This is a genomic window from Pseudomonas sp. AL 58, from assembly GCF_036348395.1.
GTDB classification, from domain to species: domain Bacteria; phylum Pseudomonadota; class Gammaproteobacteria; order Pseudomonadales; family Pseudomonadaceae; genus Aquipseudomonas; species Aquipseudomonas defluvii.
Genome location: NZ_JAZBQR010000010.1, coordinates 180,611 through 195,536, shown reverse-complemented (window position 1 = coordinate 195,536; position 14,926 = coordinate 180,611). Strand labels below are relative to the sequence as shown.

15 protein-coding genes and 1 pseudogene are annotated in these 14,926 nt (G+C 61.2%); 6 read left to right on the top strand and 10 right to left on the bottom strand.

What is annotated here, in order from left to right:
• From UIA24_RS13435 to UIA24_RS13425, 3 genes and pseudogenes are all read left to right on the top strand, one after another.
• A pseudogene (locus UIA24_RS13435) lies at positions 1-1,629 on the top strand (toxin VasX); the annotation flags it as partial.
• Positions 1,626-2,582: a hypothetical protein gene (locus tag UIA24_RS13430; protein ID WP_065761988.1), complete on the top strand. Its 957-nt coding sequence runs from the start codon at positions 1,626-1,628 to the stop codon at positions 2,580-2,582. The pseudogene UIA24_RS13435 and the gene UIA24_RS13430, both read left to right, overlap by 4 nt.
• Positions 2,575-3,531, top strand: coding sequence for a hypothetical protein (locus UIA24_RS13425; RefSeq protein ID WP_330523046.1), 957 nt, complete (start codon positions 2,575-2,577; stop codon positions 3,529-3,531). Before UIA24_RS13430 ends, UIA24_RS13425 begins: the two co-directional genes overlap by 8 nt.
• 27 nt (positions 3,532-3,558) lie before the next feature.
• Here the strand turns inward: UIA24_RS13425 and UIA24_RS13420 are convergent, their stop codons facing one another.
• Complete coding sequence (locus UIA24_RS13420; protein WP_065761049.1) at positions 3,559-4,497, bottom strand: iron-sulfur-binding ferredoxin reductase; 939 nt, start codon at positions 4,495-4,497, stop codon at positions 3,559-3,561.
• Positions 4,490-5,602, bottom strand: a complete 1,113-nt coding sequence (locus tag UIA24_RS13415) for a GGDEF domain-containing protein (protein WP_099775682.1) — start codon at positions 5,600-5,602, stop codon at positions 4,490-4,492. Before UIA24_RS13415 ends, UIA24_RS13420 begins: the two co-directional genes overlap by 8 nt.
• Before the next feature lie 297 nt (positions 5,603-5,899).
• Here UIA24_RS13415 and UIA24_RS13410 point away from each other — a divergent pair, with 297 nt between their 5' ends.
• Positions 5,900-7,423 carry a fumarate hydratase gene (locus UIA24_RS13410; RefSeq protein ID WP_099775683.1) on the top strand — a complete coding sequence of 508 codons (1,524 nt, stop codon included), beginning with the start codon at positions 5,900-5,902 and terminating at the stop codon, positions 7,421-7,423.
• Positions 7,424-7,468: 45 nt separating this feature from the next.
• Here UIA24_RS13410 and UIA24_RS13405 read toward each other — a convergent pair whose 3' ends face one another.
• The 7 genes from UIA24_RS13405 to UIA24_RS13375 all read right to left on the bottom strand — a co-directional run bounded on the left by UIA24_RS13405 (position 7,469) and on the right by UIA24_RS13375 (position 12,553).
• Positions 7,469-7,765, bottom strand: a complete 297-nt coding sequence (locus UIA24_RS13405; RefSeq protein ID WP_099775684.1) for a ribbon-helix-helix domain-containing protein — start codon at positions 7,763-7,765, stop codon at positions 7,469-7,471.
• Between the two features lie 10 nt (positions 7,766-7,775).
• Positions 7,776-8,357 carry a DJ-1/PfpI family protein gene (locus UIA24_RS13400; RefSeq protein ID WP_099775685.1) on the bottom strand — a complete coding sequence of 194 codons (582 nt, stop codon included), beginning with the start codon at positions 8,355-8,357 and terminating at the stop codon, positions 7,776-7,778.
• A 96-nt stretch (positions 8,358-8,453) separates the two neighbouring features.
• Entirely contained in the window at positions 8,454-9,611 is a 1,158-nt protein-coding gene (locus tag UIA24_RS13395; protein ID WP_099775686.1) for a phospholipase D-like domain-containing protein, read from the bottom strand.
• A gap of 1 nt (position 9,612) precedes the next feature.
• Positions 9,613-10,194, bottom strand: a complete 582-nt coding sequence (locus UIA24_RS13390; protein ID WP_099775687.1) for a YceI family protein — start codon at positions 10,192-10,194, stop codon at positions 9,613-9,615.
• Positions 10,195-10,239: 45 nt separating this feature from the next.
• Positions 10,240-10,536 (bottom strand): amidase, encoded by a 297-nt coding sequence (locus UIA24_RS13385; protein ID WP_330523041.1) that lies wholly within the window; start codon positions 10,534-10,536, stop codon positions 10,240-10,242.
• Positions 10,533-11,621 (bottom strand): serine hydrolase domain-containing protein, encoded by a 1,089-nt coding sequence (locus UIA24_RS13380; protein ID WP_330523040.1) that lies wholly within the window; start codon positions 11,619-11,621, stop codon positions 10,533-10,535. The genes UIA24_RS13385 and UIA24_RS13380 overlap by 4 nt, the downstream gene beginning before the upstream one ends.
• Before the next feature lie 44 nt (positions 11,622-11,665).
• Positions 11,666-12,553 carry an acyl-CoA dehydrogenase gene (locus UIA24_RS13375; protein WP_099775690.1) on the bottom strand — a complete coding sequence of 296 codons (888 nt, stop codon included), beginning with the start codon at positions 12,551-12,553 and terminating at the stop codon, positions 11,666-11,668.
• A gap of 134 nt (positions 12,554-12,687) precedes the next feature.
• Between UIA24_RS13375 and olsB the strand changes: the two genes are divergently transcribed.
• Positions 12,688-13,443: an L-ornithine N(alpha)-acyltransferase gene (gene olsB / locus UIA24_RS13370; RefSeq protein ID WP_065761059.1), complete on the top strand. Its 756-nt coding sequence runs from the start codon at positions 12,688-12,690 to the stop codon at positions 13,441-13,443.
• A complete protein-coding gene (locus UIA24_RS13365; RefSeq protein WP_099775691.1) occupies positions 13,443-14,228 on the top strand; it encodes a lysophospholipid acyltransferase family protein in 786 nt (261 codons plus the stop codon). Before olsB ends, UIA24_RS13365 begins: the two co-directional genes overlap by 1 nt.
• On the opposite strand, the gene UIA24_RS13360 is transcribed toward UIA24_RS13365, so the two are convergent.
• Positions 14,225-14,800, bottom strand: coding sequence for an acyl carrier protein phosphodiesterase (locus UIA24_RS13360; protein ID WP_065761061.1), 576 nt, complete (start codon positions 14,798-14,800; stop codon positions 14,225-14,227). The two genes, UIA24_RS13365 and UIA24_RS13360, sit on opposite strands and share 4 nt — an antisense overlap.
• Positions 14,801-14,926: the final 126 nt, after the last annotated feature.

Here is a 14,926-nt window from a genome sequence, read left to right as displayed (position 1 = left end):
CTCGGCGCCCTGGCCCAGGAAAACCGCAGCAACGCCTATGAAGCCCTGGCCAAGGCCCTGGCGCCGCTGAGCCGGGCGGTCCTGGACGATATCGGCGCGCGGGCCAGCAACCCGCACGGCGAGTGGAACACCCTGGTCAAACGCCTCGGCGCGGTCTTGCTGCGGCTCAGGGGCGAGGAAGCCATGGCCCTGAGCCCGACCTGGAACAGCCTGCTGGTGGCGATCAAACTGGGCACGGGGGCCGGGGCGCGCTGGGGCATCGAAGCTGGCAAACCGGTACTGCGCCTGTTTGGCGACTCGGCCGAGGAACTGTGGCGCTGGGCCCAGTCGACCGGGCGGGCCATTAGCCTGGGGCAACCGGCGGGCATCTTCAACAGCAAGGTGGTGCAAAACAGCGGCGGCTTGATTGCCCTGATGGTGCTCTTGCTCAACAGCTGGAATGCCAATAGTCACCTGAGCCAGGCCAGTGCGCTGGAGGGGATGGACAATCAGCGGATCAACGACACGATTTCCGCGACGCTTTACGCCGGGGCGGCGTTGACGGCGGTGGTGGATATGCAGATTCGGAAGGGGTTGGGGGTTAAGGAGTTCAACCTGCGCTTATCAGCTGCGCCGACGCTGACGCTATTTGGTGGTGTTATTGGTGGGTTGTCATTTTATGCAGCATTTAAGGAGCTCAGCTCACTGCAAGCGCAACTAGAACATGCTCACGGTTCTGTAGATCCATGGCTTGATATGCGTCACTCCGTTGTCGGCGCTCAAGTGGCGGCCTTTGGCGCGCAGGCTCTGTTGGGTGTTGCTTACACTGCGCGGGCCATTTTCGGCATTACCACCGTTGACGCCGCCATTGCGGGCTATCTGCTTTGGATGGGGCCTATCACGATTCTGATCGCCGGGCTGGGCGTGCTGTACCTGATCGCCTGGTTTTTCCAGCAAAAGCCCTTGCAGACTTTTCTCGCCAACTGCTGCTGGTCCAAACGGCGGGCGCGCGACCAAGGGCCTGTTTCGCCCGAGGTGCAGCAGCAGGAGCTCGCCCAGCTGTACCGCATCCTGTACGCGCCGAAGGTCAGTGTTGAAGTGCTCAACACCACGGTGTATTCCGGGGATGCCAGCGGTATCCGCAACATTTCGGTGATCAAGCGCCTGACCCTTGACCTGCCGGGGGCGGAACCCCACAGCACCTACCTGGCGCTGGCCATGATCGGCGACCCAATCGATCGCGATACCTGGCACGAGCAACTGAAGAGAAACCCATACAGCACCGCTAAACCGCCGCGCTTATGGTCCGAGGTAGGCAAATACTGGCTGGAGAAAAGCCAATGCACCTGGATCCCCCTCCGGGAGGGGCAAGGCCTGCGTTTGCGGGGAGACTTCTCCATGTCCAGCAGCCTCAGCTTTCCGCCCGCTAGCGTTTCATTGCGCGTGTACTACCGAACGCCACTGAACGCACTGCTCGGCGACGGCGCCTTTGTTGGCGGCGAGCGGGGTGTGGCCTTCACCATCACGCAAGACGATGGGCTCATCACCCTGCGTGACGACCCCACTCCCGGTTTGGACCAGGCCCGGCATTACCTGTTGAGTGACCAGCAGCAATGTTCGCGCTACCTGCAGCCGACGTGGCGAGAATGAGTAGACCGGCAGCAGGTACAACCCAAAAACGCTTGTTCTCACAACGTGACTACTTGGCGCCCCTGCCGATCCCGACGGGTGAACCACCGGCGGATGTGCTCAACACCATCTGGCGCAAGAATGAGGTGTTTCTCGATATTGGGAGCTACAGCATAGGGGCGGGGGTGATGGTGTTGTGGCCGCTTGTGATGATGTTTCTGATTATGGGGTATTACTCTTGGGATGATGACCTCTGGTACATCTTCGCTATCGGAGCAGGACTCATCGTTGGTGTTCCATCATTTGTTTTGATCCAAAGCCTGTTCCGCCCAGTCCCCTTGCCGTTGCGTTTCAATCGCCAGCGTCGCGAGGTCTGCGTCCCTCGCGAAGACGGTGAGTACTGGATTGTGCCGTGGGAATCGGTGACCGCAGCAGCCGTGCAGCATTCGACCGTCAGCCAAGGGGGCCGAATGGAAATGGGGTTGTTATTCATCGGCTTTGATAACCCCGATCCCGATGCACAGGAAGGCAACCAGCACTTCAGCCTGGGTTTCAACTGTGGCGGCGGTACCACGGCAATGGCCTTGTGGGAGTGCATGCGCAGTTATATGGAAGTCGGGCCGCACGCCGTTGTTGACCGTACCGCTCGGTTTCATCGCCCCAAGGGCATCCTGGCAACATACATCGACGACTGTTTTGAGGCCGCACAGCGCAAGGGCTGGTTTTTGACGTTGCTGTGGGAAGGTTTTTTCGGCCTGTTTATTTTCAACACACTGCTGATTGATGTGTTGGAACGCTGGAAGCTCTCACCACCCCCCGACCTGCCGTACCCCGAAATCAGCGATTGGTCAAAACCCTTGCCGCCCGAACAGTGGGCCAAGCGCTCACCTGAGCTGGAATCAGCCATTGCTGAGCGTGAGGCGGAGCTGGCGGCGAAGTTGGCGCCTGCCTTGAGCCGGGGAAATGATGAGTAGACCGGCAGCCGGTACAACCAAAAAACGCCTGTTCTCACAACGTGACTACCTAGCACCCCTGCCGATCCCGACCGGTGAAAAACCAGCGGATGTGCTCAACACCATCTGGCGCAAGAATGAGGTGTTTCTCGATATTGGGAGCTACAGCATTGGATCAGGGGTAGGTGTACTGTGGCCTTTGGTCATGATGTTTTTGGGCTTCGCCTATGGCTTTCGAGACATTGCGCCGCAGGTCAGCTCGCTGGCGCTATGGGGCGGTGGCATCATTACGGGTATCCCCGCCCTGATCATGATTCATGGCCTGTTTCGTCCCGTTCCGTTGCCGTTGCGCTTTAACCGTCAACGCCGCGAGGTCTGCGTCCCCCGTGAAGACGGCGAATACTGGATTGTGCCGTGGGAGTCGGTGACTGCAGCAGCCGTCCAGCATTCGACCGTCAGCCAAGGGGGGCGAATAGAGATGGGGTTGCTATTCATCGGCTTCGACAACCCCGATCCAAATGCACAGGAAGGCAACCAGCATTTCAGCCTGGGTTTCAACTGCGGGGGCGGCACCACGGCGATGGCCTTGTGGGAGTGCATACGCAGTTACATGGAGGTCGGACCGCAGGCCGTTCCACGCTGTAACTTCGAGGGGGAAAGCTCAGGTCGCAGTCTGCTTGGCTGGCTGCTGTTCTTGCTGGCGGAGATTGCTCGTGCGTTGCTCAAAGGCGATGTGCTGACGGCACTGAAGGAAAGTGCGTTTCTGTTTCTCTTGGGTTCGCCACTGGCATTTTATCTTCAGGAAAAGAAGCTGATACCTCCCCCCGACCTGCCTTACCCCGAAATCAGCGAATGGTCAAAACCCTTGCCGCCCGAACAGTGGGCCAAGCGCTCTCCTGAACTGGAAACAGCCATTGCTGAGCGCGAGGCGGAGCTGGCGGCATTGGCACACGCCGGTCAGGCGCGCTAGCGGCCAGGTTCGGACGCACCCGAGGCTTCAGGCGTGGTCGGTAAAGGTATCCGCCAATACCTGATTGCGCGGCACGCCGGCCAGGAACAGTCGACGGGCGAACTGCTCCACGCTGGTCGGCGCGCCACAAACCAACGCCAGGGTTTGCCGTGACGGTGGGCGCAATGCCGCCAGCGCAGCGGGTAACTGCTCTGGGGTGATCAATTCCACCTGCAGTAATGGGTGTTCCCGCGCCAGCGCCTGCAACGGCGCCGCCAAGTAGTGCGCGCGCGGGTCGGGCGCCAGGTGCAAGAGCCGAATCGTCCCTCGGTGGCCCTGACGCAAGGCTTCGCGCAAGATGCCCCAGAGCGGCGCCAGGCCCGTGCCGGCGGCCAGCAGCCATAGCGGGCGCTCTTGCCAGTCGGCGTCATAGTGCAGCGCCCCGCCACGCAATTCCCCCAGACGCAGCATTTCACCCACGTGCAGTTGTCGAGCCGCATCGCAAAACAGCCCAGGCCGACGACAGTCGATATGAAACTCCAGAAAGCCCTCTTCGCCCGGCAGGCTCGCCAACGAGTAGGGCCGGGCAACACCTGCGGCCGTCCACAACACCAGGTGCTGGCCGGCTTGGTAACGCAACGGTTTAAGCGGCACAACACGCAGGCGCAACACCTCAGGGGCGAGCCAGTCGAGTGCCACGATTTCAGCGGGCACACCATCCTCAAGAGGATCAAAGCGCGCAATGCGCAGGTCCTGGTCCACCCGACACTGGCAGGCCAACCGCCAGCCGTCCTGACGCTTTTCCTCGGCCAGCGCAGTAGGATTGGTATCGGTCGGCACACCTTCCAGGCAGCGCACCAGGCAGGCATGGCAACTGCCGGCCCGGCAACTGTAGGGGATGGCCATACCGGCGTCATTCAAGGCATCAAGCAAGTTGCTACCGGCCGCCACAGTCCAGCAGTGCTCCCCTACATGCAGTTCAGGCATCGGCATACTCCCAAGCCGGCAGGCAACGATTGCGACCGCCATGCTTGGCACGATAGAGGGCTTGGTCGGCGCGGTGCAAGGCCGCGTCCAGATCATCATCTTTGGTGAGCAAGGTCATGCCCGCCGACAAGCTCAAATGCGAGCCTGGCAACACGACTGCTGCCAGCTCAGCCTCGGCAAAGGCTCGGCGCAGGCGCTCGCAACACACCGACAGTTGCTGGGCACTGCAGTGGGGCAGGAGCAACACAAACTCTTCGCCGCCGTAACGCGCCACAATGTCGGTTTCACGCAAACACGCCCGGGCAATATGGGCAAATGCCTGAAGGACCTGGTCGCCGACCGCATGCCCGTACACATCGTTGATACGCTTGAAATGATCAAGGTCGATCAGCGCCAGACCATGTTGGCCACCCGTCTCCATGCGACCCAGCTCCTGCTCGGCCAGACGCAGAAAATGTCGGCGATTGAACAGACCGGTCAGCTCGTCAGTGGCCACCAACTCCTCCAGTTGACGCATCATGCCGCGCAAGGTGTCCTGATGGGCTTGAAGGGCGAAGCGATGCTTGCGTATGCGTTGCCGCGAGGCTTGTACATAGCGGGCATACAGGCACAACCAGACCAGCACCACGAGCAACGCACTGCCTTGCAGCAACGCAAGCGATGGGTTGGCCATCCGGCCGGTGAAGCCCTCCCAGCCATTAAGGACAAGGAAGCAGCCAAACACCAGCGCGGCGCAGCGGACAAATGCACAACCACGCAAATGGAACAGGCCAAACATCAGGATCAATGGATAGACCACCATAAAGGTTCCGCGCGCTTGCCCCAGGTGGGCCAACAACCAGGTCAGCCCGATCAAGGCCAGGACGATCTGCAGCTCGGTAAGGCTAGGGTCCTTGAAGCGCAAGTTGATCCCGCTGAGAAAAACCAGGCCCAGCAGCACTTGGGTCAACAGCATCAAGCCACTGCCTGCCACCAACAACCCCGGCGGCGCAAGGAAATGGCCGCACAGAAATGCCACCCAGGCCAGCACCACAACCAGCGAGTAGGTGCTGACAGCCAGGAGGAAACGCTTGATGAGAAGCTTCTGCAGCGCTGTTTCGGTCACAAATGACTCACCGTGCTGCCATTGATGGCGACAAGTTGAAAGATGGCTAGGTGCCACTTTAGGCGCTGAACACAACAATTGCCATGTTTGCACTGACGTACCACGCAAAATCGATGCCTGTCTGCTGCCGACCTTTGTTGCACGACACAAACGTGTATCGACTGCCGATGCACGCTATACTGCGGCGCCTTTTTTGCGTCGCCAGCTCCAGTCGGCGCGCCTTGAAAGTCGTTTCGACAGCCCGTTTGCGTCGAAACTCCTTATTGAATGTTCCCGTCTTTAAGAGGAGCGCGCTGCATGACCGTGATCAAGCAAGACGACCTGATTCAGAGCGTTGCCGACGCCCTGCAGTTCATTTCCTATTACCACCCCGTGGACTTCATCCAGGCGATGCACGAGGCCTACCTGCGCGAAGAGTCGCCGGCAGCCCGTGACTCCATCGCCCAGATCCTGATCAACTCGCGCATGTGCGCCACAGGCCACCGGCCAATTTGCCAGGACACCGGCATCGTCACCGTATTTGTGCGCGTCGGTATGGACGTGCGCTGGGATGGCGCCACCATGAGCCTGGACGACATGATCAACGAAGGCGTCCGTCGCGCCTACAACCTGCCGGAGAACGTCCTGCGTGCTTCGATCCTGGCCGACCCGGCTGGCGCTCGCAAGAACACCAAGGACAACACCCCGGCGGTGATTCACTACTCCATCGTTCCAGGCAACACCGTGGAAGTGGATGTGGCAGCCAAGGGCGGCGGCTCCGAGAACAAATCGAAGATGGCCATGCTCAACCCGTCCGACTCGATCGTTGACTGGGTGCTGAAGACCGTTCCGACCATGGGTGCTGGCTGGTGCCCACCTGGCATGCTCGGCATTGGCATCGGCGGTACCGCCGAGAAAGCTGCGGTCATGGCCAAGGAAGTACTGATGGAGTCCATCGACATCCATGAGCTCAAAGCCCGCGGCCCGCAGAACCGTATCGAGGAACTGCGACTGGAACTGTTCGAGAAGGTCAACCAACTGGGCATCGGTGCCCAGGGCCTTGGCGGCCTGACCACTGTACTCGACGTCAAGATCATGGATTACCCGACCCACGCCGCGTCGCTGCCGGTGTGCATGATCCCGAACTGCGCCGCAACCCGTCACGCGCACTTCGTGCTCGACGGCTCGGGCCCGGCAGAGCTGGAAGCGCCGTCGCTGGACGCCTACCCGGAAATCGTCTGGGAAGCCGGCCCATCGGCTCGCCGTGTCGACCTCGACACCCTGACCCCGGAAGACGTTCAAAGCTGGAAGCCGGGCGAAACCATCCTGCTCAACGGCAAGATGCTCACCGGTCGCGACGCTGCGCACAAGCGCATGGTCGAGATGCTGAACAAGGGTGAGGCGCTGCCAGTAGACCTCAAGGGCCGTTTCATCTACTACGTCGGCCCAGTCGACCCGGTTGGTGACGAAGTCGTTGGCCCAGCCGGCCCGACCACCGCGACGCGGATGGACAAGTTCACCCGTCAGATCCTTGAGCAAACCGGCCTGTTGGGCATGATCGGCAAGTCCGAGCGCGGCCCGACTGCAATCGAGGCGATCAAGGACAACAAGGCTGTCTACCTGATGGCGGTCGGTGGCGCGGCTTACCTGGTCGCCCAGGCGATCAAGAAGTCCAAGGTGCTGGCCTTCGCCGAACTGGGCATGGAAGCGATCTACGAGTTCGAGGTCAAAGACATGCCTGTTACCGTTGCGGTCGACAGCAAAGGTGAGTCGGTTCACATCACCGGTCCAGCGATCTGGCAACACAAGATCGCCGAGAGCCTGGCAGTAGAAGTGAAGTAAGCTGCACGGCGATGAGGCCCAGCCGGGTCTCATCGCCGCAGCGTTTTATCCCACGACGCGCAACGACACCGGCTGCGCTACCTGACGCTGGCTCAGGTAACGAATGCAGCTCACCCGCAGGAACGAGGCGAAATTCACGACCTCGCCGCGGTAGGCCATCACTTCTTCATACAACTTCGTGATCAACTGGTTGACGGTCATTCCATCGACCTCGGCGATCTCCTGCAACACATCCCAACACTGGTTCTCAAGCCGCACCGTGGTCACGACCCCGCGAATGCGCAAAGAGCGGCTGCGCGACTCATACAGGATGGGATCGGCCTTCACGTAGAGCTCGCACATACCGCCTCCTTCAGAGTGTGATCCGGGTGCCGAGCAAGCCCAGGAAACCGGCCAGCCACGCCGGGTGTGCCGGCCACGCAGGCGCCGTGGCCAGGTTGCCCTGAACATGGGCCTGAGTCACTTCGATGTCGACATACTGACCACCCGCCAAGCGCACTTCCGGTGCACACGCAGGGTAGGCGCTGCACTCGCGGCCTGCCAGTACGCCCGCAGCGGCGAGCAGTTGGGCGCCGTGGCAGACGGCCGCAATCGGCTTGCCCGCCTGATCGATGGCCTTGACCAGTTGCAACACCTGCTCATTCAGGCGCAGGTACTCCGGTGCCCGCCCCCCCGGAATCACCAGTGCGTCGTAGTCTTCGGCACGTACCTTGGCGAAGTCGAAATTCAGGGCAAAATTGTGCCCCGGCTTCTCGCTGTAGGTCTGGTCACCCTCGAAATCATGGATTGCCGTGCGTACCGTCTGCCCCGCGGCCTTGCCCGGGCACACGGCGTGCACGGTATGGCCGACCATCGATAATGCCTGGAACGGCACCATCACTTCATAATCTTCGACGTAATCGCCGACCAGCATCAGGATTTTCTTCGCGGCCATTTCGCTGACTCCTTGGGCACAGGGGAAAAGTTCTCCATCACAATAGCCCTCCCCAGCCAACGGCGGGTAATAGTCTGGTACTACAGCGAGAGTCGTTCAGTCGCGCAGATTCAACAGGTTGACCACCAGACGATCCAGCCAGCTCCACATCCGCTGCTGAACCCGCTTCCACCAGGGCCGGGCGTGCCAACGCTCAAGGTCAATGACCGTGCTCTGGGCGAAGTCTCGCTCGAAGCTGGCGGCCACTGCTGCGGTCAGCGGCGGGTCAAGCGCCTCAAGGTTGGCTTCGAGGTTGAAATGCAGGTTCCAATGGTCAAAGTTGCACGAGCCGATGCTCACCCAATCGTCAATCAGCACCATTTTCAAATGCAGGAAGCAGGGCTGGTACTCAAAGATCTTCACCCCGGCACGCAACAGCCGGGGGTAATAGCGATGGCCGGCATAGCGCACCGACGGATGATCGGTACGCGGCCCCGTCAATAGCAGGCGCACATCGACGCCCCGTGAAGCCGCCCGACGCAATGAACGACGCACTTTCCAGGTCGGCAGAAAGTAAGGTGTCGCCAACCAGACCCGACGCTGCCCACTGTTCAGTGCGCGCACCAGCGATTGCAGAATATCGCGGTGCTGCCGGGCATCGGCATAGGCCACACGCCCCTGCCCTTTGCCCTCTGGCGGTACCCGAGGCACCCGTGGCAAACCAAAATGAGTCGGCGGGCGCCAGGCTGTGCGGCGCAAGTTGGCTCGCCACTGCCGGTCGAACAGCATCTGCCAGTCCGCCAGCAGCGGCCCGCGCATCTCGACCATGACCTCATGCCACTCGCTGACCTCTTCACCTGGGGTCCAGAATTGATCCGTGACACCCGTACCGCCGACGACCGCCCAAGACTGATCCACCAGCAGCAACTTGCGGTGATCGCGGTACAGGTTGCGCACACCACGGCGCCAGCTCAGCCGGTTGTAAAAGCGTAACTCGACACCGGCCGCCAGCAGTCGCTGGCGCAAGCTCAGCGTAAACGCCAACGATCCGTAAGCATCGAACAGGCAGCGTACGTGCACACCGCGCTCTGCTGCCTGAACCAGCGCCGACACCATCGCCTCGGCGCAGGCACCGGCCTCCACCAGGTAGAGCTCCAGGTCTACCTGATACTGGGCACGAACGATGGCGGTGAGCATCCGGGGGAAAAATTCGGGGCCGTCGATCAGTAACTCGAACTGGTTACCCCCGCGCCAGGGAAAGACCGCCCCGGCCATCTCAGCGCGCCGTGAAAATCAGCACCGCACCCACCGGAACCGACAGGCTGATGGACTGCAGCCCGGCGACCTTGCGCAAGGCATCCAGGCCCGGTGCCAGGTCGAACTCTTCAGCCCGCAGCATCAGCGGCTCAAGCGTTACCACCTGAAAGCGCCGCTCATCAAGCCGAGTCGCCAGCAGTTGAGCACTGTAACTATGCTCCTTGCCATGCAGGCTGACCGTCACCGGCAAACGCAACTCCAACTGAGCACCATTGGCCAGGTCATTGATCGGACGCAGGTCAAGCTGGGCACGAATCAGTGCATCGGGGAAACGGGCGACCTCGAACAGGTCTTTGCGCATGCGCTCATCACGCAGTGGTATACCGCTATTGACCGAGTCCATTTCGATCTGCAACTCAGCCGCGCCTTTGCTATCGACCTTGCCATGCAACACCAGAAAACGATGGACTTCGGTGACATCACCATTCTTGTTGGTAATAAACGACAGCCGCGACGACTCGTTGTCCAGGTACCAATTAGCCTGGGCCGGCAAGGCCAACGCTGCGAGCAGAGCGAAGAAAAGGCGGGACGATTTGAACATGTGAAATCCATAGGCACAGTAGCCGCCAACCTTACCTGCACACCCTCATGGCAGCAAGCGACAGCCCTGCCTCGGCCCTTCCCACACGGCACGATTGCTACGCCCCAACCCTGTAGCGCTGACCAAGTGCAAAGACGGCTCATCGCGCAGCGTACTCAATGGCAGGTACTGCTGAACATATCCACGGCAATACTCGGCAGAAAATGCCATTACGTAACGGCAGGAGCAGTATTCCTTGGCAGAGTAGGCACTCAGCACACCAGGAAACGCCAGCAAGGCCTCCCGCTCCCACCCGGCCCAGGCGCACGCGCTAATCAGCAGCACCAGCAACACACGTTTCACGGTTGTTCTCCCGCGAAAGCCGCGAGGGCCCGCTTGAGAAGTTCGTTATGTTGATAGCGCCCATCGCGATCATCCGCGTAGCGCACGATCACCAGTTTCTGAGCGGGCAACACGTAGAGTGCCTGACCCCAATGCCCCAAGGCGGCAAACGTCTCGGCGGGCGCATCCGGCCAGGGCCTGGTGCTGCCTGCAACAGGCGTATTCAACCACCAGTGGCCACCGGGTGTTGCTTCGCCCGGCGCTGCGCTCGCCGCTGTAAACGGCTGGCGGTTGAACGCCACCCATTCAGGCGGCAGCAACGGCTGCCCCTGCCAGCGCCCATCACGCAACATCAGCAAACCAATGCGGGCCAAGTCACGGGCATTCAGGTACAGGTAAGAGGAGCCGACCAACGTACCGCTGGCATCCCGTTCCCAGGTTGCCTGAGTGATCCCCAACGGCTGGAACAGGGCTTGCCAGGCATAATCCTCACTATCGACCATGCCACGCAGCGCCGCCGCCAACAGGTTACTGTCGCCACTGGAGTAGAGAAAACGCTCACCGGGGCCGGCAGCACGGGCACGGCTGGCGGCGTAGGCGGCCATATCCGCGCGCCCTCGGGTATAGAGCATGGCCACGACCGAAGAGTTGAGCGGCGCGTACTCATAGTCCTCTTGCCACTCAAGACCGCTGGCCCAGTGCAGCAGGTCTTCAATGCGCACCTCCGGGTGAGCCTGCATCGGTGCGTAATAGCGCGCCACCGGATCTTGCAGGCTGAAACGCCCCTGGCCGTAGGCAACGCCGAGCACCGTCGCCAGCACGCTCTTGCTGATCGACCAGGTCAAATGGCGTGTCTGCGCCGACGTCGGCGCCACGTAGCGCTCATACACGATGCGCCCGTCCTGGACGACCAGCAAAGCATCCGTGCGTACGCCCTCACGGCCTTGACTGCTGCGCGGCGCAAACGCGTACGCCTCCAGTGCCTGCAACGCGGGGCCTGCCGGCGGGCTTGTCGAAGCCCAGTCCGAATCGGGCCAGATCTCTGCTGCACGGCCCTCCAGCGCAAACACGCTCAATGCAATGATCAGCAGCACAGCCTTGCCCATGGCCGGACCTCAAGACAGTCGATCCGCCCCAGACTACTCCGGTTCTATGACAATCCCGCAGCGGCGCAGGCCTTGGCCAGGCGCTTGGCCCGTGCAGCACTGGCGATATCAAGAACGCCCTGATCGCGCTGCCAGAGGCTGGCCCACTGCCCATTGCTGGCCAGCAACGCACGGTTGATCTCCTCTCGCAAGCCCGCGAACTGGGCAAACAGCCCGCCCAGCAGCAGGTGACAAGCCACCGTATCCGCACACAGCCGACTGCCCTCGGCACAGCCGGCAAGCAGACTGATCAGGCGTAGCTGCAGGCTCTGCGGCCATCCGCTGACCAGGCCAACGCCATACAGCCAGGCACACAGAGCGCTGAGCACATAGAGGTCTTCGAGGGTACGAAAGGGTTTGACATAGGCATCCCAGCCATCCCCGGCCAGACGTTCGCACAGCGCCTGCTCAAGGTGCAGCCGGGCATGCCCGACTTCCGGCATCAACGGTAACGCTGGCAAAGGCTCCAAACGGACACCTGGCTCGCCGGGGTAAACCACGGCCAGGCTCAAGCGCGGTGATTGCCCCTCTGCCTCGCTGCGGGCGGCCACCAACAGCCAGTCGGCATCCAGCCCGGCGGTGACAAAATCCTTGCTGCCACTCAGGCGCAGCTCATCAAGCCGGGTTTGCATGTCGGCCGGGCGCACACTGCGTCGCTCGCTGGCACACAAGGCACCAAGGCTCTGCGGTGCACTGGGCCAGAGAACCCGCAACGCGGCCTGATAACCGAGCAAAAAGGCCAAGCCCGGGGTCGGCATCGACCGTCCACCCAGGATTGCCAACTCGAACGGGCTGCAGGTGCCAAGCCGCTCGAGCAACACACTGTAAGTCTCACCCAACGTCGCCAACAGCGGTTGAGACGGCATGTGGTTGAGTCGTTCCAGCCAGACCATTGAGGGACTCCTTAGAAGGCTGTCATAGAAGCATCACCAATCATTCACCGAGGTGACACCACGTCTACCTAGGCTGACTTTGCACAACAAAGTCGACCGGCCGCAACCCCATGGCTGGCTTATGGAGACTCGCAATGACTCAGATCGCTCGCTCTGGCGACAACAGCACTGAACGCCGTCTGCAAGCCGAACGTCTGGTCGGCCCAGAGGCCCTGCAAGAAGCACAGGCCCTGCGCTTCAACGTGTTCAGCAGTGAATTCAAGGCCAAGCTAAACGGTGCAGAACACGGCCTGGACATGGATGACTACGACCCTCACTGTCAGCATATCGGTGTACGCGACCTGACCAGCGGGCGCCTGGTGGCCACCACCCGACTGCTTGACCATCAGGCAGCCAGTACGCTGGGCCGCTTTTACAGTGAAGAAGAATTCAGCCTGCACGGCCTCGGCCATCTGCATGGCCCGATCCTGGAACTGGGTCGAACCTGCGTCGACCCGGCCTACCGCAATGGCGGCACCATCGCCGTACTGTGGAGCGAGTTGGCTGAAGTGCTCAACGAAGGCAACTATAGCTACCTGATGGGTTGCGCCAGTATTCCCATGCAGGATGGTGGCGTTCAGGCCCATGCCATCATGCAGCGCCTGCGCGAGCGCTACCTGTGTAACGAGCACCTGCGCGCAGAGCCGAAAACGCCACTGCCGAACCTGGCCCTGCCAGGCAATGTCATCGCCGAAATGCCGCCGCTACTCAAGGCCTATATGCGCCTGGGGGCTAAGATCTGTGGCGAACCCTGCTGGGACGAGGCGTTTCAGGTCGCCGACGTGTTCATCCTGCTCAAGCGCGACAACCTCTGCCCGCGCTACGCTCGCCACTTCAAGGCGGCCGTCTGATGCGGCGCCTGCGCGTCCAGGGACGCGTTCTGCGCCTGTTGCTGGTGGTTCTGCTCGGGCTGAGCATGGCAAGCCTGTTCAGCCTTTACGAACGCCTTCGCCTGAACCCCTCGCTACAGCGCCGGCAACGCTGGTCGCAGCTGTTCATGCGCCAGTTGAGCAATGCCCTGCCCTTCAAGGTCACGGTGGTGGGCAACCTGCCGCAACAACCCATGCTGTGGGTGAGTAATCATGTGTCTTGGACGGACATTCCGTTGCTCGGCATGATCACGCCACTGGCATTCCTGTCCAAGGCCGAAGTACGCACCTGGCCTGTAGCCGGTTGGCTGGCGCACAAGGCAGGCACACTGTTCATCCGTCGCGGAGGCGGCGACAGCCAGTTGCTGCGCAAGCAGATCAGCCAGCACCTGCAACAACAGTGCGACCTGCTGATATTCCCGGAAGGCACCACCACCGATGGGCGCAGCCTGCGCACGTTTCACGGCCGTTTGTTGGCCAGCGCCATCGATACCGGCGTGCCAGTGCAACCGGTCGCCTTGCGCTACCTGCGCAATGGCGAAGCAGACGCCATCGCCCCCTTTATCGGCGATGATGACCTGCTCTCGCACCTGCTGCGCCTGTTCAGCCATGAACGCGCCGAGGTCGAAATTCACCTGCTTGAGCCCATCGCCAGCCATGATCAGGAGCGCGCCGTACTGGCCCTGAACGCTCAGCAGGCCGTGCATCGCGCGCTGTACGGTCAGCCCCCAGAGGCCATGCCGCAACGGCGGGCCAAAGCGGCTTAACGCAGGGCTTTCTGTGCGAAGGCCTGTAACTGCGGGTAGAACAGCCGAAAGTCTTCCTGCAAAGGCTCGTACAACGCTTGCACTTCCTCCCAGGCACCGTCGAGCCCCTCGGGGCGCGACAGCCGTCGGGAAATGCCCTTGAGCACGCGCTCCAGCACCGCAAACTCACGGTATGAACCCAGCCAGTCGTCAGCCGCCATGTAAGGGGCTATCTGCGCCAGGCGACCCGGCAACACCGGCTGCTCGGCCAGCACCCGATAGACCCGGTGAGTAAACTGCGTCAACGGCTGATCGGCATAATCAAGCCAGTCCCGGGCCAGGCAATGGTCGAAGAACACATCAAGAATGATCCCCGCATAGCGCCGACGCTCGCGTGGAAACCGTCCCAGCGCCTCATGCACCACGGGGTGACTGTCAGTGAATACATCGATCTGTCGGTGCAGACGGATAGCCGCTTCCAGCGACAGCGAAAAGCGACCGTCCAGCGGCCCTTTGACGAAGTCGCCATACAGGCTGCCGAGCAATTGCTCGGGCTGCTGGCCACCAAGATGGAGATGTGCAAGGTAGTTCATGCCCGCAGTTTAGCACCTGGCCTGCACATATCGTTATAACCCGATATATCGATTTACGCAGTGCTAAGAACCTCTTCATATTTGTATATCGCGAAATACCGATTTATATTTCGCTGCATCGCGATA

What these genes read in the sequence shown, in the direction of transcription:
- UIA24_RS13395 (WP_099775686.1), bottom strand. Translation starts at nt 9,611, where the DNA reads ATGGCCGGGGCGGTCTTTCCCTGGCGCGGGGGTAACCAGTTCGAGTTA.
- UIA24_RS13365 (WP_099775691.1), top strand. Translation starts at nt 13,443, where the DNA reads ATGCGGCGCCTGCGCGTCCAGGGACGCGTTCTGCGCCTGTTGCTGGTG.
- olsB (WP_065761059.1), top strand. Translation starts at nt 12,688, where the DNA reads ATGACTCAGATCGCTCGCTCTGGCGACAACAGCACTGAACGCCGTCTG.
- UIA24_RS13400 (WP_099775685.1), bottom strand. Translation starts at nt 8,357, where the DNA reads ATGGCCGCGAAGAAAATCCTGATGCTGGTCGGCGATTACGTCGAAGAT.
- UIA24_RS13430 (WP_065761988.1), top strand. Translation starts at nt 1,626, where the DNA reads ATGAGTAGACCGGCAGCAGGTACAACCCAAAAACGCTTGTTCTCACAA.
- UIA24_RS13380 (WP_330523040.1), bottom strand. Translation starts at nt 11,621, where the DNA reads ATGGGCAAGGCTGTGCTGCTGATCATTGCATTGAGCGTGTTTGCGCTG.
- UIA24_RS13390 (WP_099775687.1), bottom strand. Translation starts at nt 10,194, where the DNA reads ATGTTCAAATCGTCCCGCCTTTTCTTCGCTCTGCTCGCAGCGTTGGCC.
- UIA24_RS13375 (WP_099775690.1), bottom strand. Translation starts at nt 12,553, where the DNA reads ATGGTCTGGCTGGAACGACTCAACCACATGCCGTCTCAACCGCTGTTG.
- UIA24_RS13425 (WP_330523046.1), top strand. Translation starts at nt 2,575, where the DNA reads ATGAGTAGACCGGCAGCCGGTACAACCAAAAAACGCCTGTTCTCACAA.
- UIA24_RS13410 (WP_099775683.1), top strand. Translation starts at nt 5,900, where the DNA reads ATGACCGTGATCAAGCAAGACGACCTGATTCAGAGCGTTGCCGACGCC.
- UIA24_RS13360 (WP_065761061.1), bottom strand. Translation starts at nt 14,800, where the DNA reads ATGAACTACCTTGCACATCTCCATCTTGGTGGCCAGCAGCCCGAGCAA.
- UIA24_RS13420 (WP_065761049.1), bottom strand. Translation starts at nt 4,497, where the DNA reads ATGCCTGAACTGCATGTAGGGGAGCACTGCTGGACTGTGGCGGCCGGT.
- UIA24_RS13405 (WP_099775684.1), bottom strand. Translation starts at nt 7,765, where the DNA reads ATGTGCGAGCTCTACGTGAAGGCCGATCCCATCCTGTATGAGTCGCGC.